Source organism: Psychrobacter sp. NC44 (genome assembly GCF_904846655.1).
Lineage (GTDB): Bacteria > Pseudomonadota > Gammaproteobacteria > Pseudomonadales > Moraxellaceae > Psychrobacter.
Genome location: NZ_CAJHBN010000020.1, coordinates 12,367 through 38,286, shown reverse-complemented (window position 1 = coordinate 38,286; position 25,920 = coordinate 12,367). Strand labels below are relative to the sequence as shown.

Below are 25,920 nucleotides of genomic sequence, written 5' to 3'. Positions count from 1 at the left end.
ACATTTCATATAAGGATAAGTCGCAAATGGCAGGTAAAACCCGCGTTGCCAAATATCAAGCAGATCGAACCAATCAAAAACTGTATTTCTGTCGTTTATCCTGCCAAGCGGCGGGAAGTACCGATGATAAACAGCACTATCAAGCCCATTGTGAAACTGCTATTTTTCATCTGTACGGTGCCTTTCTCGCATTTACCCAAGAGCTAGGTTATTTTTATAGTTTAAACATGAGCGCACCAACATTGTCAGATATTGAGCAAGCATTGAGCGAGCGTACCCAAGTATCGCCTGAGATTCAGCGATTACAGCAGTTACAGCAGCAGGGTTTTTTGGCCAATATAGAGCGTGCGTATCAGCGTTGTCTGTACGCCGTACCGCCAGATGCTATCGTAGATCAAACACCAAGCAATACTGCCTCACCTGATCTTATTGTTAACGTTGTGACCTTGTCGAATCAATGGCTGCCAGATGAGGCGACGATACGAGAGTGGCGTCAGCAGTTTTTAGAGCTGATTGAGCAACTACGTGCTGGTATGGTTGAGTTCTAAAAATAGTTATTAAAATTTTATCTCATTTTTATCACCATTTTTAAAATGAAGACATGTCCTAGTTGACTGATGACTGTCCTTTAATAGAGTGGTATTGATCAAAATATTAAGTATAAAAAAGGCTTATTTAGCGAGTGCTAAATAAGCCTTTTTTAAGTCATAAGTTTATATTATTAATGGTTGTCTACTCTGGTATCGGTGGCATACGCTCAACGGGTGTTACCGATAAAGGGTTTTGCGGCACACTATCATTACTACGGCTGTTACTAGGTTTGGCTGCTTGAGAGCTAGTTTGTGCTTCAACAGGTTCAGCTGGTGGTGATTTACGCTGTTGAGTCTGCGTCTTAACTGGTTTTTCTGATTCGCTGCTATCCGTATCTTCATCATCGGCCAGAATACCATCATCAGTCATTTCTATAATTTTTTGCTTTTGTTTTTTCGATTTGGCGCGGTTATTGATAGACACCCATTGATGAGGCGTGTCTTTAAGTTGGGCTTTCATAAAATCCATCCAAACGGGTAGAGCTGCCACACCACCATATTCGCGACGACCCATGGTTGATGGTTGATCAAAACCCATCCACACGACAGTTGCATTGGTAGGATGAAAACCTGCAAACCAAGCGTCTTTTGCTTCATTGGTGGTACCGGTCTTGCCACCAATATCATCACGACCTAAAGCCTTGGCTCGTACTGCCGTACCACGCTGTACGACGTCACGTAAGATATCTGCCATCTCAAAAGCGACTCTGGGTTGTAAGATTCTAGGTGCTTGCTTAGCCACTGCATATTGAACCGCTGGTGCTTTTAAGCGATCGGCCTGTGGACTAGCATCATAAACCTTTAGATTTAGCGCTTTACCGCTTTGTTCAATGTTATCAATATCATCATTGTTCTCTAAATTTTGTTCTTTAACCGTCACTTCATCATCGATAGCACTGTCTTCATTTTCAATTGACTTCTTATAATCTTCGAGGAGATTTCTATTGAGGTCTTCAAGTTTTTCATTGAAGCAGGTGGCACACGCTTGGCGTGGGTTTGCCTGAAAGAGGAGGTTATTATTATAATTATAAATTTGTTCGATAAAATACGGCTGTACACGGTGACCACCATTCGCGAACGTAGCATAGGCTGTTGCCATTTGTAACGGTGTTGCTTGTCCTGCACCTAACGCTAACGACAAAGTCGTCGGTAGCTTTTCTTTATCAAGTCCGAATTCATCTAATAGGTCGCGCGTATCAGAGATACCAATGGCTTGTAAGAGACGAATAGAGACTAAGTTACGAGATAAATACAGTCCACGGCGTAAAGTGATTTCGCCTAAAAAACGTTGATCAGAATTTTTCGGTTTCCAGTCACCCACTTGAATCGGTCGATCCGAAACAATGCTATCTGGGCGATAGCCTTTTTCTAGAGCAGCGGTATAGACAAGCGGTTTAATGGTTGAGCCTGGTTGACGCCAGCCTTGTAGAGCACGATTGAATTTACTGTGATTAAAGTCAAAGCCACCGACCAATGCCTTAACAGCGCCAGTTTCTGGATTCAAGGAGACCAGACTTCCTTGTAGTTTGGGAATTTGTCCCAGCTGCCAATTACCATTCGCGGTCGGTATCAAACGAATGATATCGTTTTTATTGACAATTTGGCGGGCGTTGTCAGGAAAGTAACCGATACGATTGGCAGAAATATACTTGCGTGCCCAGCTCATCCCAGACCAACCAACGGTCACATTTTCACCAAAGGGCATTGTCGCCTCAAAACTGCGAGCATTAACCTTGGTGACTTTGGCGGGAGTCATATTACTATAGCGGCGGAAATTTTCTAGCGGTTCATCATTTGCTTCAGCCCCGCGCCAACCATGACGATGTTCGTAAGCCACCAAACCGGTCAGTACCGCCGCTTCCGCATCTGTCTGTGCTTTGCTATCAACCGTAAGGCGTACCCGCCATCCACTATGCATCACTTGCTCACCATAGCGATTGACCAATGTAGAGCGTGTCATTTCTGCCAAATACGGCATATTGACGTCGAGCTTCTCTTTATAGAGGTTAATGCCTACTGGTGAGCTGATCGCTTCGTCGCGTTGTGCTTTGCTGATATAGCCTAACTCGTGCATGCGTCCAATGATCCAGTTGCGGCGAGTCAGCGCGCGACTGGGATTGGCAACAGGATTGTATTTAGAAGGGGCTTTGGGCAGACCTGCCAACATTGCTGTTTCAGCAATAGTGAGGTTTTCTAAGGATTTACTATAGTATTTTTTGGCCGCGGCGCGGATACCATAAGCGCCTTCACCTAGATAGATTTTGTTGACATAAAGCGTCAAGATATCATTTTTACTGAGCTCATCTTCTATTTTACGTGCTAAAAATAGCTCGACCAATTTGCGATTTAAGGTGCGCTCTGGACTTAAGAAGTAGTTTTTGGCAACCTGCATAGTAATGGTAGAGCCGCCCGTTTGGCTGTCGTCGTCAGTCACTACTTCTGTCACTGCGCGACCAAGACCTTTAATACTAATACCGCTGTGCTGAAAAAAGGACGCATCTTCTGCTGCTAAAAAAGCATGAGTCAAATTTTCAGGAATATCTTCAAAAGTAACGGGTAAAGATAAACGGTTACCATATTGGCCAATGAGTTTGTCATCACTACTATATATCTGTAATGGCATCTCTAAATTTGCTGTTTTAATCTCTTGAATGCTAGGTAGGGTAGGCGATAAATACATTGCCATCCCATAAAAACCAATGGGCACAGCAAGTGCTAAGATAACTGCCAATGCCAAGCAGGCAATAACAAGCCCCACCAAAAAGTGAATGAGACGGGCGGTAGCATTTTTTTTGGTCATAAGAAGACTTATCAATTAAAATTTGCAACAGATAAAACATTATACCTTGAACAAAATCAGCAGGTCATAATAAATGTGTAAGTTGACCTTAATAACCTGTTTAAATGCTTGAATCTATCTGTTAAGTAAAGTATTGTACTGAATTATTACAAATAACTATCAGATTGTACACTTAATATAAGGTATAGAGTTTGTGAGGCTATTTACTTCCAAAAGTCAGAATTTAATTGGTGTGGATATCTGTGCCACTTCAGTAAAGTTGGTTGACATACAGCGCCAACAGGGCATGTTTCATCTAAAATCTTATGGTATTGAAAGACTGCCAGAAGGTATAGTCGTCGATAAACTTCTTGTAGATACTGAAGCGGTTGGTCATATTATTGCTAACTTAGCTAAACGTTGTCATGTCGCTGGTAGTAGTGCTGCAACTGCCGTGTCAGGGTCAGCAGTAATCACTAAAATTATTGATATGGATGCTGCGCTAAGCGACGTTGAGCGTGAAGCGCAGATACGTTTAGATGCTGATCAATACATACCTTATCCATTAGAAGACGTCAACCTAGACTTTGAAGTTTTAGGGCCTTCTTTAGCAAGTGATGACATGGTGCAAGTCTTACTTGCCGCATCACGCTCGGAGAATGTTGACCAAAGAGTTGATGCCTTAACCTTTGGTGGTCTTCAAACGAAGGTCATGGATATTGAATCCCATGCGATAGAGCGTGCTTTTGGACTCATGGTAAATAACTTACCAAATGCCCCTGAGTTAGTTGCTTTGATAGATATTGGTCACAATCAAACGACTTTATATGTTGCTAAGAACGGTGAGTTTATCTATAGCCGTGAACAATTATTTGGTGGTGTTCAGTTAACAGAAGCGATACAAAACCGTTATGGACTATCTGCTGAAGAAGCGGCTGTTAGTAAGCGTGAGCGTACCTTACCAGATGACTACTATCTTGATGTGCTGACGCCTTTTATCGAAAATGCTATTCAACAAATTACTCGCTCATTGCAATTTTATTTTTCTTCAAGCCAATACAGTAGTATCGATCATGTGGTCCTTGCTGGTGGTAGTAGCTCTATTTCTGGTCTTGCTGGCATGGCACAGCAAAAACTTGGGGTGACTGTCAGTATTGCCAACCCTTTTACCAATATGACTATTGCACCAAATATCGATAATGAGCAACTGGCCATTGATGCACCAAGTTTAATGGCTGCATGCGGTCTTGCGTTAAGGAGCTTCGACTAATGGCTCGTATTAACCTATTACCTTGGCGCCAAGAAGAGCGCGAGCGTCGCAATAAAGAATTTCTCACGTTAGTAGTGGCAGTGACTTTGCTCACTTTATTGGCTGCATTTGCTTCATGGAGCTACTTTAACAACGAGCTTGATGAACAACTTGATGCAAACGCATTGATTGAAAAAGAAAATGCTCTTTTAGATACGGCTTTGACTGAAATTGATAGTCTGGAGCAGCGCCGTGAGGATATTATTTCACGTATGCAAGTCATTCAAGACTTGCAGGGTCGACGTCCTGTGCCCGTTCGTTTATGGGATGATCTTGCTAAAGCTATCCCGCCGGCACTCTATTTGAATAACCTCAAACGTGAAGGCGATGTTTTGACGCTGACAGGTCGAGCTGATAATCCAAATATTGTATCAAGTTTGATTCGTAATCTTGATGATAGTAAATGGATGGGTGATTCAGCCGTTAGTAATATCCAACAAAATATCAGTGCTTATGAATCTGCACCAGTGCTTAATAATACGGTCACCGCTGGCGAACAGCCGCGTCCTATTTATCCTGAAGACAGTTATGTACAGTTTGTGATCACGACCAAAGTACAGTCGGAAACAGCCGTTCCTGTAGAAGGTGCTGACGGTACCACTGTACCTGGAGGTGAGTTATGAAGCTTAACCGTAAAAAAAGCCTGATTAAAACCAAAAAAACAGCCCTGAAACCAAAGCAACAGTTTGATTTACAGGAGTTTCGCCGCAGTTTTGAGTCGTTAGACTCTGAAAACTACGGCAGCTGGCCATTACCTGTAAAGGTAACGGTAATAGGGCTTATCATCACGCTCATCGCAGCGTTGGCGTGGGCTTTACCGATTAGTAGTAAAATCGATGAGATCAATGCTGCTGAGAGCCAGCAACAAACGTTACTTGATAGCTATCGTGAAAAAGAATCACGCGCGCGTCATTTAAAAGCTTACCAAGAGCAAGTTGTCCAAATGGAAGCTGAGTTCAATACCTTACTCGATCAGTTACCAAAAGATACGCGTGTATCAGAGCTGGTTGAGGGCATTAACATGACGGGTGTCGGCAGCAATATACGTTTTCAAGACATTTCAGTAGAGCCTGAGATTGAAAACGAATTTTTTATTGAGCAACCTATCCGCATTGCTGCTTTGGGCGAATATCATCAGTTTGGTAGCTTTATTAGTGGTCTTGCCGCCTTACCACGAATCATTACTATGCATGATTTTGAGGTCAGCAATCCGCAGCCGACATTGGATGTTTTACCGGAGCTTAATTTGGTATTACAAACCAAAACCTATCGTTCAAAAGAAGCTGACCCTGAGGGTGATGAAACGGTTGCTGTCACTGACGCTGCGACCACTGATAATGCAGGAGGCAACTAATGAATATTCAAAAACTGCCTACGCTATTGGTTTTAAGCATGGCTGTATTGTCCATGACAGGGTGTGCGGATCGCATTGGTATGGCAGAGCAATCAATGACCGATATCCGTAATCAGCCAGCTCAACCTATTGAACCACCGCCCAAAGCTGAGCTAGTAGAAGACTTTGTTTATAGTGCCAGCGCACAGCGCAGTCCATTCTTACCACCGAGTTTAGTCAATGTCCAAGGTCCTATCACTTCCATCGATGGTGTGCGTCCTGACATTACCAGAGTGAAAGAACCTCTTGAGCAATATGAGCTATCGCAACTGATTTTTCGTGGTGTCGTAATTTCACCTGAAGGTCAGCGATATGCGTTGGTACAACGCCCTGATGGTTCAGTCGCGAGTGTGAAAGTAGGTGATTATCTTGGACTAAATGACGGCCGTATTGTTGAAATCACGCCGACCCAGATTAACTTGATTGAAATTGTGCCAGACAGCCGCGCTGGGTTTGTTGAAAAACCCCAGTCGTTGGTTTCACCCATAAGCTAAGTCGGCAGATTTTTTGAGGAATAAATAATGACAGTACGCAATAACAAGGTAACGATGATGAGTAACCGCGTATCTTCTGCTTTTGCCATTTCAGCATTGGCAATCAGCATGGTAGCAGTGAGTAATAGTGCCCATGCCGCACAGCGCATTAACGAAGTTTCTGTGGTACAAACTGCGCCAGCGGTGACACAAATGCGTTTGGGATTTGACGGTTTACCAGTGTTACCTGCCGCCTATCAGCTTGATAACCCTAGCCGTTTGGTACTAGATTTTGAAAAAGTGCAGAATGGACTTGCTAGTCGCTTTAATGAATACAATATTGGTATGATTGATAAGGTCACGACTTTAAATAGTGACAGTACCACGCGCCTGATTGTTGAGCTAAAACAGGCAGGTAACTATACGACATCGATTGAGGGTAACGATTTACTATTAACCATCACCGATCCTAACCGTCCAGTAATGACCAATGATCCTATCCAAGACGTACTCAATGACAATAATGCGATCACGACGACAGCAGTCGTTACACCGATTGTAGAAACCAGTAGTGCACCGGCAGTCAATATAGCCAGTAAAACTGTGGTTAAAAACCAAGTACCTGCTGATACCATGGTGGTCAGAGTTAACCCGTTATTAAGCCCACAACTTGCTGCATCGCAAGTGAGTAAGCAATATAGCTATGATGGTTTGAGTGCCGTCAATTTTGCCGCAGGAAATGATGGTGGTGGCAACGTTAGCATCGCACTTACCAATGAAGCCATTCCCGTTGATGTGCAACGTCAAGGCAACAAGTTAGTGGTACGCTTAACGGGTAGCACCGTGCCAAGAAATTTATTGCGCCGTTTGAATATTAATAGTGGTCTGGTTGATAGTATTGATACTAAAAACCAAGGTCAAAATGGTGTAATTACTATTAATGTCAAAGAAGATTATGAGTATCAGGCTTATCAATCAGGCAATCAGCTGAATATTAATATCAGAAAACCTGAGCTACTACGTGAGCCAACACTTGAAGAAAAAGTCTATAGCGGTGAAGCGCTATCTATGGAGTTTCAAGACGTTGAGATTCGTAGTGTCTTAGATATCCTAGCGCAGTTCACAGAAATGAATATTGTGGCTAGTGATTCAGTCGCGGGCAATATCACCTTACGCCTGATTAATGTCCCATGGGATCAAGCGCTAGATATTATTCTAAAGAGTAAGAATCTTGGTAAGCGTGAGAATGGCAATGTCATTTTGGTTGCGCCTTCCACCGAGCTTGCTGAGCAAGAAGCACGTGAGCTTGAAGCACAGCAAGCAGTTGAGTCTTTTGCGCCATTACGCACAGAATATATTCGTCTTAGCTATGCAAAAGCGCCAGATGTTTTGACACTTATTTCTCAAGGCAGTGGCTCATCAGGTGGCAGCAATGCAAATGCTGCTGATAACAATACCTTATTGTCTAATCGTGGAACGGTAACGGTAGATGAACGTACCAATACTTTAATTATTAAAGATGTGGCTGACAGTATCGAAAATATCCATAAATTGATTGGTAAAATTGATATTCCAGTCCGTCAGGTCATGATTGAAGCGCGTATTGTGAGTGCCACTGATAGCTTTAGTAAAGAGATTGGGGTTCGTTGGGGTATCTTGTCAAATGGTGCTGCTAACAACCGTAATTTATTGGTCGGTGGTAGTAATCAAACGCTATGGGATTTAAAAGACTTTGATGTAGAAACGACGACGGTAAATGGTCAAACAGTTTCTTATCCTTCATACGATATTACTCGTCCTGATAACTTAAACGTCGATTTAGGGGTTGCCAACCCTGCTGGTAGTATTGCCTTTGGCTTGCTGAGCATGTCAGATGTGATGCTTGATCTTGAATTGTCAGCACTGCAAGCGGATAATCGCGGTGAAGTGATTTCTACGCCGAAGATTCTGACAGCAGACAAGCAAACGGCGAAAGTCTCTTCAGGGACGCAGATTCCTTATCAAGAAGCGTCTGCCAGTGGAGCAACTACCACTAGCTTTAAAGAAGCAGCATTGAGTTTAGAGGCCACACCAAATATCACCCCAGATGGTAAAATCGGCTTGCAATTGTTAATCACTAACGGTACGCCGACCATTATTAACAATCAGGTTGCTATTGCTGAAGACTCTATTTCGACCAATGTTATTGTTGAAGATGGTCAAACGGTTGTGTTGGGTGGTGTCTTTAAGAATCGTACCAGCAATGGTGTCGATAAAGTACCTTTCTTAGGAGATCTGCCTTATATTGGTCGCGCTTTCCGTAAAGACGTGCGTAGTAATTCGAAAGAAGAGTTATTGATATTTATCACGCCAAAATTGATCAATGATGGTATTAGCCGCATAGATTAATCATTTATTGATTGGTTTTCGCTCAAAAGAAGCAAGCATCAACGCTTGCTTTTTTTATGGGAAAATTTTCATATTGATTGAATTTTACTAACAATAATCAACGCTCATTACTAGCCAGAATATCAATGACGTTGTATCATAGCTAATTTAGCTGAGTAAGTATTATGGTGGAGGAATTGCCGTCGGTATTTTTAGTAGGGCCGATGGGAGCAGGGAAGACAACCATCGGTAAATTGCTGGCTAAGCAGTTGGGGCGCACCTTTGTAGACAGCGATTGGTACATTGAATCGCAGACAGGGGCTGACATAGCTTGGATATTCGCTAAAGAAGGCGAGGCGGGCTTCCGTGAGCGTGAAACGCGCGCCATCGATGAGTTGACTCAAAAAGACCAAATCGTCTTAGCGACTGGTGGTGGCGCTGTGATGTGTGCTGAAAACAGAGCGTTTTTGCATCAGCGCGGCATCGTGGTTTATTTGAATGCGCCAGTTGATGTGCAAATGGCTCGCACGGCTAAAGACAAATCACGACCACTGTTACAGCAGCCAAATCCTAGAAAAATCTTGCAAGATTTATATAGCACTCGTGATCCCTTATATCGCCAAGTCGCTCATATTATTATGCCAACTGGTCATACTTATCCCCGTCATATGGTCAATCAGCTCTTACAGCAACTAGAGTCATTTACTGACTCGACTGCTATAGCACCAGAAGATAAAGAAAATTAACCATAATGATAAACTTTATCAAGGCGTGTCCTCATTTAAAAATGGTGATAAAAATCAGGACGCGCCCTAGTTAAGCTCAGCTACTTTTATCTCATTCAAAATGTTTAGGGAGTGCTTAATGGCAACGCCACTGTTTCATGACGGTTTAACGGTTCATACGCAAAGCCATGACTATCCAATCGTCATTACTGAGAAAACAGCGATAAATCACAACAGTATGGCAAAGCTGATCACACCTTATATTCGTGGTCGCCAAGTATTGATTGTCACTAATGATACTGTTGCGCCTTTATACCTAAACGCTTTAGAAAAAGAGTTAACAGAGCAGTTCACTGTGCGTGTTTGCGTATTGCCAGATGGTGAGCAATATAAGCATCAGAGCAGTATCAATCAAATTTACGATGTATTGATGGCCGAGCATTTTAATCGTGACGTTACGCTTATTGCTCTAGGTGGTGGCGTTATTGGTGATATGACGGGCTTTGCTGCAGCAAGCTTTATGCGTGGTGTAAATTTTATCCAGATTCCAACCACGCTACTGTCACAAGTGGATTCGAGCGTTGGTGGTAAGACGGGCATCAATCATCCTCAAGGCAAAAACATGATTGGCGCTTTTTGGCAGCCACAAATGGTACTTGCTGATATGAGTACGCTCAAGACTTTGCCAGCGCGCGAGTTGTCAGCCGGGTTGGCTGAGGTCATTAAATATGCACTCATTATGGATGTCACGTTCTTAGATTGGCTGGAAGTCAATCTGCCAGCGATGATGGATTTGAATTTAGCGGTACTTGGTGATGCCGTAAAACGCTGCTGTCAGTATAAAGCCGATATCGTCGCGCAAGATGAAAGAGAGTCAGGCGTGCGAGCATTGTTAAATTTCGGTCATACTTTTGGTCATGTCATTGAAACACATGAAGGCTATGGTAATTGGCTACACGGTGAGGCAGTCGCTGCTGGCATGGTACAAGCCGCAGAGTTATCACAGAGAATGGGTTGGTTAACGGTCGAAGACATTGCTCGTATTAAGCGTATTTTAAACTTAGCAAATTTGCCTATCACCCCGCCACGCATTGATACACAAACGGCGCTAAGTTTGATGGGACATGATAAAAAAGTGAAACACGGACAAATCCGCCTGATTTTGTTAAAATCACTAGGTCAGGCCGTATTGACCAGTGATTTCGATGAAGAGCTTTTGTACGAGGTATTATCACAACACCGCGTATAATGTCTTAAAGCTTTAGTGCTCGTGAATACTCACTGAACGCAACGGTTTAAAGCAGACTGGCTCGCCGCCATTCTACTTACTGCGCATCTCTTGAATGCGGTCAACTTTATTTTCACCAAGGATACTCCCATGGCAGCTTCAAGATCGACGCCGCGTACCGCTAGCCAGTCATATCGCCGTCAAGCGTTGATTTGGCTGATAATGACCTTGCTGCTGGGTGTGGTTACGGCTCTGATTTGGATGTTTAGTCAAACGCCAGCGATGGGTGCCAAAATTGAAAATGCCCCCATATCAGCACCGCAACCATTGAGTGCTGAGCTTGAGCAGCCCTTAAAAATCGAGTCGTTACACGAGCTTGATACCGACGTGCAGCCCATTAGTTTTGATACGACGGTACGTGATTTGCGCAATTATCCTGCTGAGTTTAAAGACAAACGTTATTTGTTGGCGAATAAAGGCAAATGGACAGTGCAGGTGATGAATGTCGCCGAAAACGATGTGATTGTCAGTTATTTAGAAGGCCGCGCAGACCGTAATAAATTTGCTTATTTCCGTTATCTTGATGATGAAAATCAAGTTCGCTATATGTTAACTTATGGGCTCATGAGTAGTCCACAAGAAGCGGTTGGCGCGGCAAAACTGATAGACTTTAAGTTGCCAGCCAATGTGCGTGTGTTGCCAGAAGAGATCAATCGTTATGTCGGTATCATCGATAATTATGAACGCCCTGATCCAGTTAAAGATTTGAGCACCAGACGCACACGTTCTGTTGATCTAAAGCCGACTAAGCGCGAAGTGCCAGTGCGCCAGCCACTGCCAGAAACGGATAATGGGGACAATGCTGGTCGTAGCAGTCAAGAAACTGCCAGTAACAGCGACAATGAAAGTATCCGTCAGTCAGCAGATACCTCCGATACTTTATCGGTCACTGAAGAGCGTATTGTTGGCAATGAAGAGGAAGTATCCTCTATCACCACGCCTAAAAATGAAGGTAGTGGAACTAAGTCTGAATCAGAGAATAAAAAACCAGCGACATCAGGCACTGAAAATACCACTAAAAAACCCCCAGTAGTCGCAACACCGAAGCCGCCAAGTAGTACCAGTAGCACAAATTCTGGCGCAAACACTACTAGCAAGAATACCAATCCTCCTAAGAGCAATAACGACAGCATAAAAACACTGATAGAAGACAAAAGTAATTAGAGTATGTTTGTCTTGTGACCATATCGTTGATAGTTATGATAACCTCGTTACCACTATGATTAAAAAAACCCACTGACAAGCTGGTTAGTGGGTTTTTTTGTGGAGCATCGTAAAACATATAATTAGTGCTAAAAATACGTTTTCAAAAGAAGTTGATCTTAATTAAGCATCTCAACTAAGCCTTGTCACAGATACTATGTATCAAAATTTGCATAGAACATTTAATCATCCTATAACCAATAGTAATAAGTTCTCTTACAAAATATGGTGGATGAATCGATAGAAAAGACTAGATTTTTTGTCCGTCATTAACTAATATAACTGTGGGCGACGTTCTGTATAGTTATCGTAAAAATTGTTTTTTAACAATGAATTGGTAAACTTCTATCATTTAAAAGATGCGTTACTAAATTTTTTTGTCTCAAGCGTTGTCACTTGCTATCTATAATTAAGCTATCGCAAGTGACGCAACCTCTCTTATTATCGCTCTCTTTAGAGTGAATGAAGCGCTTGATTACAGAGCGTCAGATATTCAAAATTAATCAAATGCACGGTTATTACATGCGTAGTCAATCAGTCTGGATTGCTAGGCATGGTGTGATAACAAGTGACACTCAAGATAGCGACATTGTGTTATTGATGATTAGGTAACGGGTATACAGGGCTGTATGTCATTGCCAAGGGCGACCGTTTACTATCTTTTAATATGTTAATGATCTATTGAAACATCATTCAATGACTGGGAGTGCCAGAGCTTTCACCTTAGTCTCAAAGTATGATGTCTATGAGCGTCACACCATTTATTAATTCGGATATACGAATATTAATTATTAGCCCGTTCTGCTTACGGTCTTCAGTTTATGATCTGCATTGGATGCATAAATTGCCCGTTCACCTAAAAGGACTAGCCATGTCAATGATTTCCTCGCAAACCCACCTGGCCACGCCAGATGACTTTTCTGATAACTGTGGTTTTGGTTTGATCGCTCATATTGAGGGACAAGCCAGCCATGATTTGGTAAAAACTGCTATTCATAGTCTAAGCTGTATGACCCATCGCGGCGGTGTTGCTGCTGATGGTAGAACGGGTGATGGTTGTGGTCTACTACTGGCGACGCCTATTGAGTTTTTTAGAGGTATTGCTGCTGAGCAAGGGTTCGCGATTACTGACAACTTTGCCGTTGGTATGATCTTTGTCAATTTAGATGAGACAAAAGCTTGTGATAGCCAGCAAGTGCTTAGCGATGAGATTGTCGCCCAAGGATTAGAGGTTGCTGGCTGGCGTGATGTGCCGCTTGATTTGAGCATCGTCGGTGACATTGGCCGTGAGACTTTACCTGATTTTAAGCAAGTGTTTGTCAACGCACCCGATGATTTAGCAGCGGACGACTTTAACCGTAAACTGTTTGTCGCACGCAAAAAAGCAGAGCAGCGCTTAGCTGATGATGAGCTGTTTTATGTGTGCTCATTGAGCTGTCAGACGATTATCTATAAAGGTTTGGTGATGCCATCAGACTTGCCAGCATTTTTCTTGGATCTACAAGATGCGCGTTTGGCATCGCATATCGTGGTATTTCATCAACGTTTCTCCACCAATACCTTGCCGCGTTGGCCTTTGGCGCAGCCGTTTCGTTATCTTGCTCACAATGGCGAGTTGAATACCATCACAGGCAATCGCAACTGGTCTGAGGCACGGACGCCAAAACTAAAATCAGACAAATTGCCCAATTTGAATGAATTGACGCCACTGGTGAACAGTACGGGCTCTGACTCATCAAGCTTAGATAATATGCTTGAAGTCCTCATGTCAGGCGGTATGAATCTATTCCATGCGATGTCGATTCTCGTGCCACCTGCTTGGCAGAATGTCGATAGCATGGATATGGATTTGCGCGCCTTTTATGAGTTTTATTCGCAGCACATGGAAGCGTGGGATGGCCCAGCAGGTTTGGTGATTCAAGATGGACGCTATGCGGTCTGTATGCTTGATCGTAATGGTCTACGCCCATCGCGCTGGGTGACAACTAAGAACGGCTATATCACCGTTGCCTCTGAAGTTGGTGTGTGGGATTACTCGCCAAAAGATGTATTGGCAAAAGGACGCGTTGGCCCTGGTCAAATGCTCGTTATTGATACTTTAACGGGTCAAATTTTAGATACTAAAGCGATTGCGACGTTACTGAAAAAAGCCCATCCGTACCGTAAATGGCTGCGTGAAGAAGCAACCCGTATCCGTGACGATGAGCGTTTAGAAGAAGAGTTAGCAGCGCAAACATGCCGTGGTAATGAGCTAAAAACACTGCAAAAAATGTATCACATCACCAATGAAGAGCGTACTGAAATTATTCGCCCCAATGCCGAAAATGGTCAAGAGCCTGTCGGTTCAATGGGTGATGATACGCCCATGGCAGTGCTGTCGCAGCAAATCCGCCATGTCGGTGATTTCTTCCGCCAGCAGTTCGCACAGGTGACCAATCCACCGATTGATCCATTGCGTGAATCTATCGTGATGTCATTGCAGACCTGCCTCGGTGCTGAAACTAACGTGTTTGCGCCATCAGCGCGAGATGCACACCGTATTATCTTATCGTCGCCTGTACTGTCAGCCAGCAAGATGCAGCAGCTTGAGACCTTGGGTGATCCAGCCTTTAAAATGGCGCGTATTGATTTAAACTATGATCGCACCCTTGAGTTATCAGAAGCCATCATGGCTATCTGCGAGCAAGTAGCTAACAGCATCCGAGCTGGTCACACTTTGATTGTGTTGTCTGATAAAGACATCGATGCCGATAAAGTACCAGCCAATGCCATCATGGTGACTGGTGCGGTGCATCATTATTTGATTGGTCAAGGTATTCGTACTGATGCTAATTTAATCATTGAGACTGGTTTGGCGCGCGACTCGCATCAAGTGGCAGTCTTGATTGGTTTTGGTGCGACCTGCGTTTATCCTTATTTGGCTTATGATGTTATTGATGACTTAGTAGCGACTGGTGAGCTGCTTGGTGATCCGATTCAAGCGCGGGTTAATTTCCGTAAAGGCTTGGATAAAGGCTTGCTAAAAATCTTATCAAAAATGGGCATCTCGACCATTGTCTCTTATCGCGGCGCGCAGTTATTTGAAGCAGTGGGTCTCTCTGAAGAGGTGGTGAGCCTGTGTTTCAAAGGCGTACAGAGTCGTATTAAAGGTGCGACCTTTGCTGACTTAGCTGCCGATCAAGCACAGCTAGCGGCGAATGCTTTCAAGCGTCGCGCGCCACTCGATCAAGGTGGCTTACTGAAGTTTGTCTTCAATAAAGAATATCATGCCTTTAATCCAGATGTGATTAACAGCCTGCATACAGCTGTACGCACGGGTGATTACGACAATTATCGTAATTATGCTGATTTGGTCAATAGCCGTCCGGTTGCGACCTTGCGTGATTTATTGCAATTAAAAACAGATAACTCTATCGACGTTAATGACGTGGAGGATATCTCATCCATTCTGACGCGCTTTGACTCGGCGGGCATGTCGTTAGGGGCATTGTCACCCGAAGCCCATGAAGCGATTGCCATGGCGATGAATACCATCGGTGGACGTTCAAACTCTGGTGAGGGCGGCGAAGATCCAGTACGTTATGGCACGTTGCGCAACTCAAAGATCAAACAAATTGCCTCGGGTCGTTTTGGCGTCACCCCAGCGTATTTGCGTTCAGCAGAAGTGATGCAAATCAAGGTTGCACAGGGTGCCAAGCCGGGTGAGGGTGGTCAGCTGCCGGGTGGCAAGGTCAATGCTTTGATTGCACGCTTACGTTATTCTGTACCGGGTGTGACGTTGATTTCACCGCCACCGCATCATGATATCTATTCTATCGAAGATTTGGCGCAGCTGATTTTTGACTTAAAACAAGTCAACCCTGATGCTTTGGTGTCGGTAAAATTGGTCTCACGTCCGGGCGTTGGTACTATCGCGACTGGTGTGGCAAAAGCCTATGCCGATTTAATCACTATCTCAGGCTATGATGGCGGCACAGCAGCCTCTCCGCTATCGTCTATCCATCATGCAGGGTCACCATGGGAGCTAGGACTGGCTGAAACCCATCAATCACTACGAGTAAATGGCTTGCGTCATAAAGTTCGTATTCAAACTGATGGTGGTCTAAAGACAGGACTTGATGTGGTAAAAGCCGCTATCCTTGGGGCAGAAAGCTTTGGCTTTGGTACCACGCCGATGATTGCCGTTGGTTGTAAATACTTACGTATTTGCCATCTGAATAATTGCCCGACTGGAGTTGCGACGCAAAAAGCCAAACTACGTGACGAGCATTTCATTGGTGAAGCAGAGATGCTCATTAACTTCTTTAAATTTGTAGCAACTGAAACGCGTGAATGGCTTGCCGCCCTTGGTGTGCGTAGTATGGAAGAGTTGGTCGGACGTACTGACTTGCTTGAAGTATTAGAAGGCAACACGGATAAGCAGCGTCATTTAGATTTAACGCCATTATTATTTAGCCATCCGGCCAGTAGTGGGAAAGCCCAAACCTGTCAGGTTGAGCGTAATGAGCCATTTGATAAAGGCTTACTCGCTGAACAGATGATTAGTGATATGCTGCTCAATATTCGTCAAGGTAATGGCGGCGATTATAGCTATTATGTCGGTAACTGTGATCGCTCTATCGGCGCGCGTATCTCTGGTGAAATTGCGCAAGTATGGGGCAACCTTGGCATGAGTGATATGCCAATTAAACTGCATCTGACTGGTACTGCTGGGCAAAGTTTAGGCGTCTGGAATGCAGGTGGTCTAAATATTGAGCTAGAAGGCGATGCCAATGATTATGTCGGCAAAGGCATGGCTGGCGGTGAGATTGTTATTTATCCACCAAAAGACTCAAGCTTTACGGCGCAAGAGACCGCCATCATTGGTAATACCTGCTTATATGGCGCAACGGGCGGCAAACTATATGCAGCTGGTACTGCTGGCGAGCGCTTTGGGGTGCGTAACTCTGGCGCGCACGCAGTCATCGAAGGCACAGGCGATCATTGCTGTGAATATATGACAGGCGGTATTGTCACTATTCTTGGGCGTACGGGTCTCAACTTTGGGGCAGGTATGACAGGGGGCTTTGCTTATGTGCTCGATATGGAAGGGGACTTCTTTGACCGTTGTAACCATGAGCTGATCGATCTGAATCGTATCTCAAGTGAGCAAACCGAAGAGCATCGTATTCATTTGCAGCAAGTGATTGAAGCGCATGTTAATAAAACAGGCAGCGCGTGGGGTCAGACGATATTGGCTGACTTTGAGCACTATGTTCGTAAGTTTTATTTGGTGAAGCCTAAAGCGGCAAACATTGCGAGCCTTCTCAAGACCACCATGGCTGACCCACAGTAGCTTTGCTTGGATTATCCAATGTTCCGCTTTTAAAAACCTTTTAACTCAGAGGTTTTCAGCAGGTAAGTGACGGTCACGATATAAAGCTCTTAATTTTGCGATAAATGAGACATCGTTGACTGTCACCGCCCACTTTAAAAAAGCTTGATATAAAAAGCCTCATATTAAAGAGACAATACCATGGCAAAACGCTTAGAAAATAGTTTTCAGTTTTTAGATGTACCACGGCTTGAGCCGACCAAAAAAGACATCGCCACGCGCTCAACGGAATTTGTTGAAATTTATAAACCGTTTGAGAGTGAAGCCGTTGCGCAGCAATCGCACCGCTGTCTGGAGTGTGGTAACCCTTATTGTGAATGGAAGTGCCCTGTACATAACTACATTCCTAACTGGCTCAAATTGGCCACCGAAGGGCAGATATTTCAAGCGGCTGAATTGTGTCACCGCACCAATACGTTGCCTGAGGTCTGCGGTCGCGTCTGTCCCCAAGATCGCTTATGTGAAGGCGCTTGTACCTTAAACGATGGCTTTGGCGCTGTGACCATTGGTAATGTCGAAAAGTACATCAACGATACCGCCTTTGCACTTGGCTGGCGTCCGGATATGTCTGATGTGGTTTGGACAGATAAAAAAGTCGCGATCATCGGTGCAGGGCCAGCAGGTTTGGGCTGTGCAGATATACTCGTTAGAAACGGCGTAAAACCAGTTGTGTTTGATAAGCGTCCTGAAATTGGTGGTTTACTGACCTTTGGTATTCCAGAATTTAAAATGGAAAAGGACGTCATGCGTAACCGCCGTGTCATCTTTGAAGGCATGGGCATGGAATTTCGTCTTGAGACAGAAATTGGTACTGATATTAGTATTGATGAGTTGCTAAGCGAGTACGATGCGGTATTTATGGGCATGGGTACTTACACTTATATGCGTGGCGGCTTTGCTGGTGAAGAGCTTATCGGTGTTCATGATGCGCTAGATTACCTAATTGCTAACGTCAATCGCTGCAACGATTGGGAAAAAAATCCTGAAGAATATATCGACTTTAAGGGTAAAAGAGTGGTGGTGCTAGGTGGTGGCGATACTGCGATGGATTGTAACCGTACCAGTATTCGCCAAGGCGCTGAGCAAGTAGTCTGTGCCTATCGCCGTGACGAAGAGAACATGCCAGGTTCGCGCCGCGAAGTGGTCAATGCTCGAGAGGAAGGCGTTGAGTTTCTATTCAATCGTCAACCGACAGAAATCATTGGCTTGAATGGTAAAGTGAATGGCGTGAAAGTCGTCACGACTCACTTGGGTGCGCCAGACAATCGTGGTCGTCAGCGTCCTGAGCCGATTCCTAATTCAGAAGAAATTATCCCATGTGATGCTGTAATTATGGCTTTTGGCTTCCGTCCTAGCCCTGCTGACTGGTTTGAGTCTCAGCAAGTGGCAATGGACAGCTCTGGTCGCGTGCTGGCAGCGGAAAAGCAAACCTTTAAATTCCAAACCAAAAACCCCAAGATATTTGCTGGTGGTGATATGGTACGTGGTTCTGATTTGGTCGTGACTGCGATTTGGGAAGGTCGTGAAGCCGCTGAAGGTATTTTGGACTTCTTAGAGGTATAATGGTTTTGGTTTACATCCAATTATTGACCACTCTATTTAGATCTCAAACGTCTTTTGCCTTTTAACAGGTAAGAGACGTTTTTTTTGATATCAGCAGTACATGATGGTTCGATATTACTTTTCATTGACTATATATTCTTCAATTAATAAGAGTACCTGTGCGTGAAACCAAAAATTTGGCAACGATTTACTGCACCATTCATTGAACCTTATGCGCGCTATCAGCACGCTGATATCTTGCACGCCATACGTATCGGTGCAGCCATCGTGTTTGCGCTGTTAGCCAATCAAATAAGCCGTTTTCCACATGGGGAATGGACGACGATCACCGTCTTTATCATTTTGGGATTGCTACAGTATCAAGGCGCTATTTATACCAAAGCCAAAGAGCGAGTATTGGGCACGGTTTTGGGTATCGTGGTGGCATTTGCGATCTTATGGTTCAATAAAGGGACGGGTGCTTGGTTAGGGATAGAATACCTGCTTATTGGTATAATTAGTGGGATTATTGGTTATTTTTCGGTCAGGCGGCTAGGGTATACTGGGTTACTCACTGGCATTACTATGCTGATGATCGTCTCTAACTTGAATCAAGTTAATATGGCGCAAGATGGTGTCTATCGCGCACTCAATATCTTAATCGGTACAGGTATTGCGGTCATGGTGACAGTGGTCTTACCTCTAAAGTCGACGTTGATGTGGCGATTTTTATTGGCAAATAATTTAGAAGCCTGTAGTACTCTTTATGCTGGTGTCGGACATCATATTGATGCTGAAATAGTGGCTCCCAAGTCGCTTGTCTATACTAGGGCGACAAGCTCAGCTAGCCTGTCTTATCCTCAAAGTAGCGCTATTGCAGATATGCCTGTTAATAAAGCGTTGATAAAATCGCTGCAGCAAATAAACAAGCGACTACTCGCAGTACGTCCACATATCGCTGCAACAGCAAGCGAGTCCGGCATTCATAAAGAGACGATAGAAACGATTCAGCGTACCCATCGCAATATCATCGGTACCATCGATTTGTTACTCAGTGCAGCACCGCGTTTGGCGAATATCGATATCGACGATGATAATCATACGCTACTGATTCACTATCAACACGAGCTCACCCAAGCCATGCAGCATATCGCGGCAGTATTACGCAGTCCAAGCGATCAGACTTTTCGACCGATTACGCGTATTGCGCTATCAGAATATCCTAGCGTACAGTATGCAACGTTTGAGTGGCAAGGATATTTTTGGTTGACGCAAACGTTGCAAGCACAACTGCAACAGTTAAGTGATCTGCTACAAACGACCAAACCGCAGTGGTATGCTGCTTCTGGTCTGCGCTATCAAAGGCGTGAGCAGCGTAGAATGAAAGAGCAGGGGGGCGAGTCCGATTTACACTTGTAAATATAGGAGATGCTGGCAAGTATTTGTCAGCACCTTTCAGCGTTACCAATAGCCAAATGCGATGTTGTTAGGGTGTTTTTTTGTCGTTATGTGCTAGCATGTTTTGACCTTCAGCGTCTTTTATCTTTTAATAGGTAAAAGGCGCTATTTTTTGATCATGACTTTATCAGCGCTTTATCAGTGGTTAAGCCAGTAGCTAGAATTTAACCGATTTTTTCTTCCTTCACTTATAAGAGATACCCTGCGTGAAACCGACTTTTTGGCAACGATTTACCGCCCCGTTTGTAGAGCCTTATGCCCGTTATCAGCATGCAGATGTTTTGCATGCCATACGTTTGGGTCTGGCTGTACTTATTGCGCTCTTGTTAAATGAGTTTACGCACTTGCCGCATGGTGAGTGGACGACCATTACCGTGTTTGTGATTTTGGGTTTGTTGCAATATCAAGGGGCGATTTATACCAAGGCTAAAGAGCGGATATTGGGTACTTTGCTTGGGGTGGTGGTCGGGCTTAGCTTCTTATGGCTGATTAAAGATATCGGTGGCTGGTTGTGGCTATATTATGCACTGATTGGCATTATCAGTGGCATCATCGGTTATGTGGCGGTCAAGCAATTGGGCTATATCGGTCTGCTGACAGGTATTACCATGCTGATGATTGTGTCGAGTCCTGACCACAGCAATATTGCCCAAGATGGCTTATATCGCGCGTTCAATATTTTGCTTGGTGCAGGAGTAGCGGTGGCCGCAACGTTAATTTTACCGCTTAAATCGACGTTGATGTGGCGGTTTTTGTTGGCCAGTAATCTTGAAACCTGCAGCAATTTGTATGCAGGGGTTGGCAATCATATTGATGCGGATGTCTTAGTGCCCAAGCCGTTTAAATATAGTAAGGCGACCAGTTCGGCCAGTATTATTTATCCATCGAACAGTTCTATACCAGATACACCGGTCAATAAGTCCTTGGTGAAAGCATTACAAAAGATTAATAAGCGTTTGCTTGCCGTGCGTCCGCATATTGCAGCGACAGCAAGTGAGTCGGGCATTGAAAAAGAAACGCTAGAGACTATTCAGCGTACCCATCGTAATATCATTGGTACCATTGATTTACTGTTAAGTGCGGCACCGCGTTTGGCTAATATTGAGATTGATGATGAAAACCATATTTTACTTATCCATTATCAGCACGAATTGACGCAAGCGATGCAGCATATGGCGGCGGTATTACGTAGTCCAAATGATGAAGTATTTCGACCGATTACGCGTATCGCGGTATCAGAATATCCAAGTGTAGAAAACTTAGGCTTTGAGTGGCAAGGCTATTTTTGGCTGACCCAAACTTTGCAAGTTCAATTGCAGCGGCTCAGTGATTTATTGCAAACGACTAAGCCAAAATGGTTTGCCGCCTCTGGTCTGCGCTATCAACGTCGCGAGCAGCGCCGTATCGAGCACAAAGGTAGTGAAACTGATTTGCACTTATAAATATAGTCAATCCTATATAAATTAGATACAGTGTCAGGCTCGCTTAGTCTACTATTGGTAGTACTTTCGCTCGCCTTCCTTGTATCCAAATTATATTGAAACGACTATAAAAGTTAAATAACAGCCAAGAAAGAATAAATAAAAAACGCTGACTTTATTAAGTCAGCGTTTTTTTTGCGGTAACAGTTGTTAAAAAAGCTATTAAAAATGGCTATAAAAAACAGCTATCAACAAACAGTGATTAACGACCAGTTTTTAGCTTATCCCAATACTGCTGATAGACTTGCAATGCTTCATCGCCCACATCTTCTTGGAATTCCGCTTTTGCCAGCACGTCTTTGCTCGGATAAATGGTTGGATTGTTTCTCACCTCTTCTGGCATCATCTCACGCGCAGCCATATTAGGCGACGCATAACCAATCTCTTCGCTGACGATTTTAGAGTTCTCAGGACGCAGCAAGTAGTCAATAAACTTGTGGGCTGCATCGACTTGTTTGGCGTTTTTCGGAATCACAAAATTATCCATCCACAAGATAGCGCCTTCAGTTGGATATTTATAAACCAAGCTGGTCAAGCCTTCGTTATTGGCGATAATTGCCTCGCCATTCCAACTCATACCAACCGTGGTTTCGCCTTCCATATAAGGCATACGCGAGGCATCCGAGTTAAAGGTCTTCACATTTGGCATCAAGGTCGTGAGCTTCTCATAAGCGGCTTTGATTTCGTCAGGATTTTTACTATTACCTGAATGTCCAAGGGTCAATAGCGCCATGCCAAACACTTCGCGCATATCGTTCATCAGCATCACTTGCCCTTTATACTCAGGACGCCATAAATCGTTCCAGCTATTTACGGTTGCAGGATCGACCTTGTCACCATTAATGGCAAGACCGGTGCTGCCCCACATATAAGGAATCGAATATTTGTTTTCTGGATCAACCTTGGTATTGGTAAAAGACGTATCAAGATTCTTAAAATTGCTTAATTTGGATTTATCGAGCTCTTGCAGCAGCCCTTCTTTGGCCATTTTTTCGACATAATAGGTCGACGGAATCGCTAAGTCATATTGGCTAGAATCGTCGAGTAGTTTGAGCTTGGCATACATAGCTTCGTTAGAATCAAAGGTAGTGTAATTGACCCGAATGCCTGTCTCCTCAGTAAAGCCATCGAGAATCTCTTGCGGCATATACTCTGACCAGTTATACAGATTGAGCGTTTCAGCACTCGCCGCTGTACCATCAGCCGCCGTATTGTCTGACTTACTACAGCTAGCAAGTGCTAGCCCAACAGCCACGGCTAATAGTACTTTTGGTAGTATACGAGCGCTACGAGTAATGTTGTGGGGCGATGATAAATGAGTCAAAATATCTCTCCTAAATAAGAATGATGCAAATGAGTAAAAAGTTAAATGATAGATAATGGAAGCTAAGGGCTAAATACTAAGTGCTGAATATAAGGTATCGAGCCAGTTGTGAAACTATTATGGCTATGATTGTTAAGAATTTAAAGGGCAAGAAAGAAGTTCGTTATTCATAATATTGTTAAAAGTGGCGCTGATGAATGGCTGAAGAATCTATAAAATCACAAATATGAGGTTTACTGCTGTCTTTGAGTAAGATAATAAGCGTAAATAATCATGCTATGATGAGAGCTGCTTTACCCTTAAGCCATGAGTTTACAACGTGGTTTTTATAAGATACAAAGGTTACCGATAAAATAAAAACAATCGAATGTTAATTAAATGGTTCGAATTAAAAGAGGCAAAAGATGAATAATCGTAAACGCGCTGGACTGATTACTGCTGTGCTTGGCATCATTGCCTTTATGACCATGTTTAACGCTGGCTCGCCGACACCTATCGTTAATTGGCCGGTTGAGACGTACATGGGTTTGGCATTTACGATTGGCTGGTTGAGTAATGTGCCTGTTTGGTTGGCCTATGTGCTGGCAGCGGTGGTGCTTATTTTGATTGTTGTTGGATTTTATAAAATCGGTAGTTGGATTTATAGTTTAATGACGAAGCGTGGTTAGATTTTGCTAGGACGTGTCCTTATTTTAAAAGTGAGAACACGTCCTAGATAAATAGCAATTTGCAAAGTCTGATTACTAAGACGCAATATGAAACTGCTCAAGCACCGACTGAATACCGCGCTCCTCAATCGTACCCGTAACAAAGTCTGCACGTGCAATCAATTCTTGCTTTGCATCGCCCATTGCTACTGCATAGCCGACCAAGTCAAACATCTCTAAATCATTCATTCCATCACCAAACGCCATACACTCACTGGCATCTACCCCATAATATTGACAGACGTCTTTAATGCCTCGCGCCTTGGATGCCTCTATCGGTAAGATATCTGCGCCGATATGATGCCAATGGACGAGCTTTAAATCGTACTGGGCAAAATCGACGTCCTGCATTTTCTCTTGTTGATTGTTAAAAAATACTGAGCATTGATAGACGGTATTCCCTTTATGGTATTCAGGGTCAACGATAGAGTTTGGCGTGATGGCATTAAACTCGCGCAAGCGCTCATTTTCACCTGACCAAGCGATATGGGTGGCAGAGTCAAACTTATGAATCAACTCGCTCTGTTGGCACAGACGCACGATGGTATCCGTTTGCTCAGCGGACAACGGATAGTGGCTAATCCGACCCTTTTTATCAAAACTATACTGTCCATTCATACAAATAATCGCATCTAAGACATCAGCTTCGAGCAAGGCTAAAATATCTGCTGGCAATATGGCTTTGGAGCGTCCCGTTGAAATCACCAGCTTAATATCAGTACCTGCAAGCTCCTCAAGTGTTGTTTTGTTGTGTTCGGCAATGATGCCATTGCGGCTCAAGGTATCATCGATGTCAAAAAAGATGATCTTGGGTGTCGGAGTCTTGATAGTCATACTTTCTGTGGCGATTTTGTCTTCGATAAACATGATGATCCTATTGTTTTTTAGTCGTTTCAATACCAATGATTTAGATACTACTACAACACACCCAAAGAGATAAATACCTATAAAGTAACCTGCGATGATGCAAATTTGGCTACTGCTGCGGTATTAGCTTTGCTGGCATTGTGATTGATTTGCGCTTATTGGAAAGGTTAACAAAAACTCTAAACGATATAATTAACTTAAGAGTGGCTATTTATTATAAGGTTAAGATTAACGATCAATATCAGTTAACAAAATGATGAACGATTTTTATCAGTGTATCCGCTACCTAAAGGAGCTAGTATGAAAATTTTTACCTTAAAATCAGTCACCACTTTGACGGCTTTAGCAACATTGGCACTATCTGCCAATGCCTTTGCAATGGATGTTAAGTTTAACGATGCTGCTTGGAATGGCAAAAAAATACCTGAAGGGCAGCAGTGTCTAAACTATGATGGCAAAAATCCAGCCACGCCGAGCATGACGGTCTCAAACATACCGATGGGCGCGGAGAGCTTGGTCTTCGTTTATAACGATGTGAGCAATAAACGTATGCAACATGGTGGACATGGCATTGTAGAGTTTAACCGACCAGAAGGTGCTACGAGTGCTGAGATTCCACGTGTGTTTGGGCATACTTATGAAGTGCCAGTTGGGATTGAGATGGTCGCGGAATATCGTAGCCGTGCAGGGGAAGCGGGAGGGGCATATAAACCACCTTGTTCAGGTGGCAAAAACCATCTGTATACGGTAGATGTGCAGGCATGGCAAGGCGATAGTGTGCTTGCTGAGACAACGGTTGAGATGGGTCGGTATTGATGCCTTAGTCGTTTTAATGAGCATAAAAAATCCGTCTATACCGTGTGTATAGACGGATTTTTAGTAAGAGTAAGTGATGTTTGCAACGACTGAGACATGAGTAAGCGTGGGTCAGTCGTATGTTAGGGTTGAGACCGTGCTATAGGAAAATATAGATTAGGCTTGTTAATTATTAGACTAATGATATCGCAGTCATTGTGCCAAGTTTTATAGTACAATTGTAC

At 43.7% G+C, this 25,920-nt stretch carries 18 protein-coding genes; 15 read left to right on the top strand and 3 right to left on the bottom strand.

Annotated features, from left to right (window positions below; all coding sequences use genetic code 11):
* Window positions 1-26: 26 nt before the first annotated feature.
* Entirely contained in the window at window positions 27-548 is a 522-nt protein-coding gene (locus JMX95_RS12470; RefSeq protein WP_201560982.1) for a DUF6586 family protein, read from the top strand.
* Between the two features lie 184 nt (window positions 549-732).
* Here JMX95_RS12470 and JMX95_RS12465 read toward each other — a convergent pair whose 3' ends face one another.
* Window positions 733-3,390: a penicillin-binding protein 1A gene (locus JMX95_RS12465; RefSeq protein WP_201560981.1), complete on the bottom strand. Its 2,658-nt coding sequence runs from the start codon at window positions 3,388-3,390 to the stop codon at window positions 733-735.
* 193 nt (window positions 3,391-3,583) lie between these two features.
* Between JMX95_RS12465 and JMX95_RS12460 the strand changes: the two genes are divergently transcribed.
* From JMX95_RS12460 to JMX95_RS12405, 12 genes are all read left to right on the top strand, one after another.
* Window positions 3,584-4,639 (top strand): pilus assembly protein PilM, encoded by a 1,056-nt coding sequence (locus JMX95_RS12460; protein WP_201554834.1) that lies wholly within the window; start codon window positions 3,584-3,586, stop codon window positions 4,637-4,639.
* Complete coding sequence (locus JMX95_RS12455; protein WP_045443917.1) at window positions 4,639-5,301, top strand: PilN domain-containing protein; 663 nt, start codon at window positions 4,639-4,641, stop codon at window positions 5,299-5,301. Before JMX95_RS12460 ends, JMX95_RS12455 begins: the two co-directional genes overlap by 1 nt.
* The gene (locus tag JMX95_RS12450) at window positions 5,298-6,032 is read left to right on the top strand and encodes a type 4a pilus biogenesis protein PilO (protein WP_045453405.1); all 735 of its coding nucleotides are present in this window, start codon (window positions 5,298-5,300) and stop codon (window positions 6,030-6,032) included. The genes JMX95_RS12455 and JMX95_RS12450 overlap by 4 nt, the downstream gene beginning before the upstream one ends.
* Window positions 6,032-6,565, top strand: a complete 534-nt coding sequence (locus JMX95_RS12445; protein ID WP_201560980.1) for a pilus assembly protein PilP — start codon at window positions 6,032-6,034, stop codon at window positions 6,563-6,565. Before JMX95_RS12450 ends, JMX95_RS12445 begins: the two co-directional genes overlap by 1 nt.
* Window positions 6,566-6,592: 27 nt before the next feature.
* Complete coding sequence (gene pilQ, locus JMX95_RS12440; protein ID WP_201502547.1) at window positions 6,593-8,932, top strand: type IV pilus secretin PilQ; 2,340 nt, start codon at window positions 6,593-6,595, stop codon at window positions 8,930-8,932.
* A gap of 164 nt (window positions 8,933-9,096) precedes the next feature.
* Window positions 9,097-9,657, top strand: coding sequence for a shikimate kinase AroK (aroK, locus tag JMX95_RS12435; RefSeq protein ID WP_045453412.1), 561 nt, complete (start codon window positions 9,097-9,099; stop codon window positions 9,655-9,657).
* Between the two features lie 118 nt (window positions 9,658-9,775).
* Entirely contained in the window at window positions 9,776-10,885 is a 1,110-nt protein-coding gene (aroB, locus tag JMX95_RS12430) for a 3-dehydroquinate synthase (protein ID WP_201560979.1), read from the top strand.
* Window positions 10,886-11,014: 129 nt separating this feature from the next.
* On the top strand, window positions 11,015-12,088 hold the full coding sequence (locus tag JMX95_RS12425; RefSeq protein ID WP_201560978.1) for a hypothetical protein: 1,074 nt from the start codon (window positions 11,015-11,017) through the stop codon (window positions 12,086-12,088).
* Between the two features lie 910 nt (window positions 12,089-12,998).
* Window positions 12,999-17,462 carry a glutamate synthase large subunit gene (gltB, locus tag JMX95_RS12420; protein WP_201560977.1) on the top strand — a complete coding sequence of 1,488 codons (4,464 nt, stop codon included), beginning with the start codon at window positions 12,999-13,001 and terminating at the stop codon, window positions 17,460-17,462.
* A 180-nt stretch (window positions 17,463-17,642) separates the two neighbouring features.
* Window positions 17,643-19,064 carry a glutamate synthase subunit beta gene (locus JMX95_RS12415; protein WP_055124824.1) on the top strand — a complete coding sequence of 474 codons (1,422 nt, stop codon included), beginning with the start codon at window positions 17,643-17,645 and terminating at the stop codon, window positions 19,062-19,064.
* A 162-nt stretch (window positions 19,065-19,226) separates the two neighbouring features.
* The gene (locus tag JMX95_RS12410; protein ID WP_045443935.1) at window positions 19,227-20,462 is read left to right on the top strand and encodes an FUSC family protein; all 1,236 of its coding nucleotides are present in this window, start codon (window positions 19,227-19,229) and stop codon (window positions 20,460-20,462) included.
* Window positions 20,463-20,707: 245 nt separating this feature from the next.
* The gene (locus JMX95_RS12405) at window positions 20,708-21,943 is read left to right on the top strand and encodes an FUSC family protein (RefSeq protein ID WP_055124822.1); all 1,236 of its coding nucleotides are present in this window, start codon (window positions 20,708-20,710) and stop codon (window positions 21,941-21,943) included.
* A gap of 241 nt (window positions 21,944-22,184) precedes the next feature.
* Here JMX95_RS12405 and JMX95_RS12400 read toward each other — a convergent pair whose 3' ends face one another.
* Entirely contained in the window at window positions 22,185-23,306 is a 1,122-nt protein-coding gene (locus tag JMX95_RS12400) for an ABC transporter substrate-binding protein (RefSeq protein WP_201560976.1), read from the bottom strand.
* Window positions 23,307-23,710: 404 nt separating this feature from the next.
* On the opposite strand from JMX95_RS12400, the gene JMX95_RS12395 reads away from it, so the two are divergent.
* Window positions 23,711-23,974 (top strand): hypothetical protein, encoded by a 264-nt coding sequence (locus JMX95_RS12395; protein WP_193009072.1) that lies wholly within the window; start codon window positions 23,711-23,713, stop codon window positions 23,972-23,974.
* A gap of 75 nt (window positions 23,975-24,049) precedes the next feature.
* On the opposite strand, the gene JMX95_RS12390 is transcribed toward JMX95_RS12395, so the two are convergent.
* Entirely contained in the window at window positions 24,050-24,880 is an 831-nt protein-coding gene (locus tag JMX95_RS12390; protein WP_227676067.1) for a Cof-type HAD-IIB family hydrolase, read from the bottom strand.
* Between the two features lie 300 nt (window positions 24,881-25,180).
* On the opposite strand from JMX95_RS12390, the gene JMX95_RS12385 reads away from it, so the two are divergent.
* Window positions 25,181-25,696 carry a hypothetical protein gene (locus JMX95_RS12385; RefSeq protein ID WP_201560975.1) on the top strand — a complete coding sequence of 172 codons (516 nt, stop codon included), beginning with the start codon at window positions 25,181-25,183 and terminating at the stop codon, window positions 25,694-25,696.
* Window positions 25,697-25,920 lie beyond the last annotated feature (224 nt).

What these genes read in the sequence shown, in the direction of transcription:
- JMX95_RS12470 (WP_201560982.1), top strand. Translation starts at nt 27, where the DNA reads ATGGCAGGTAAAACCCGCGTTGCCAAATATCAAGCAGATCGAACCAAT.
- JMX95_RS12445 (WP_201560980.1), top strand. Translation starts at nt 6,032, where the DNA reads ATGAATATTCAAAAACTGCCTACGCTATTGGTTTTAAGCATGGCTGTA.
- JMX95_RS12385 (WP_201560975.1), top strand. Translation starts at nt 25,181, where the DNA reads ATGAAAATTTTTACCTTAAAATCAGTCACCACTTTGACGGCTTTAGCA.
- JMX95_RS12395 (WP_193009072.1), top strand. Translation starts at nt 23,711, where the DNA reads ATGAATAATCGTAAACGCGCTGGACTGATTACTGCTGTGCTTGGCATC.
- JMX95_RS12455 (WP_045443917.1), top strand. Translation starts at nt 4,639, where the DNA reads ATGGCTCGTATTAACCTATTACCTTGGCGCCAAGAAGAGCGCGAGCGT.
- pilQ (WP_201502547.1), top strand. Translation starts at nt 6,593, where the DNA reads ATGACAGTACGCAATAACAAGGTAACGATGATGAGTAACCGCGTATCT.
- JMX95_RS12390 (WP_227676067.1), bottom strand. Translation starts at nt 24,880, where the DNA reads ATGTTTATCGAAGACAAAATCGCCACAGAAAGTATGACTATCAAGACT.
- gltB (WP_201560977.1), top strand. Translation starts at nt 12,999, where the DNA reads ATGTCAATGATTTCCTCGCAAACCCACCTGGCCACGCCAGATGACTTT.
- JMX95_RS12415 (WP_055124824.1), top strand. Translation starts at nt 17,643, where the DNA reads ATGGCAAAACGCTTAGAAAATAGTTTTCAGTTTTTAGATGTACCACGG.
- JMX95_RS12450 (WP_045453405.1), top strand. Translation starts at nt 5,298, where the DNA reads ATGAAGCTTAACCGTAAAAAAAGCCTGATTAAAACCAAAAAAACAGCC.
- JMX95_RS12425 (WP_201560978.1), top strand. Translation starts at nt 11,015, where the DNA reads ATGGCAGCTTCAAGATCGACGCCGCGTACCGCTAGCCAGTCATATCGC.
- JMX95_RS12465 (WP_201560981.1), bottom strand. Translation starts at nt 3,390, where the DNA reads ATGACCAAAAAAAATGCTACCGCCCGTCTCATTCACTTTTTGGTGGGG.
- aroB (WP_201560979.1), top strand. Translation starts at nt 9,776, where the DNA reads ATGGCAACGCCACTGTTTCATGACGGTTTAACGGTTCATACGCAAAGC.
- aroK (WP_045453412.1), top strand. Translation starts at nt 9,097, where the DNA reads ATGGTGGAGGAATTGCCGTCGGTATTTTTAGTAGGGCCGATGGGAGCA.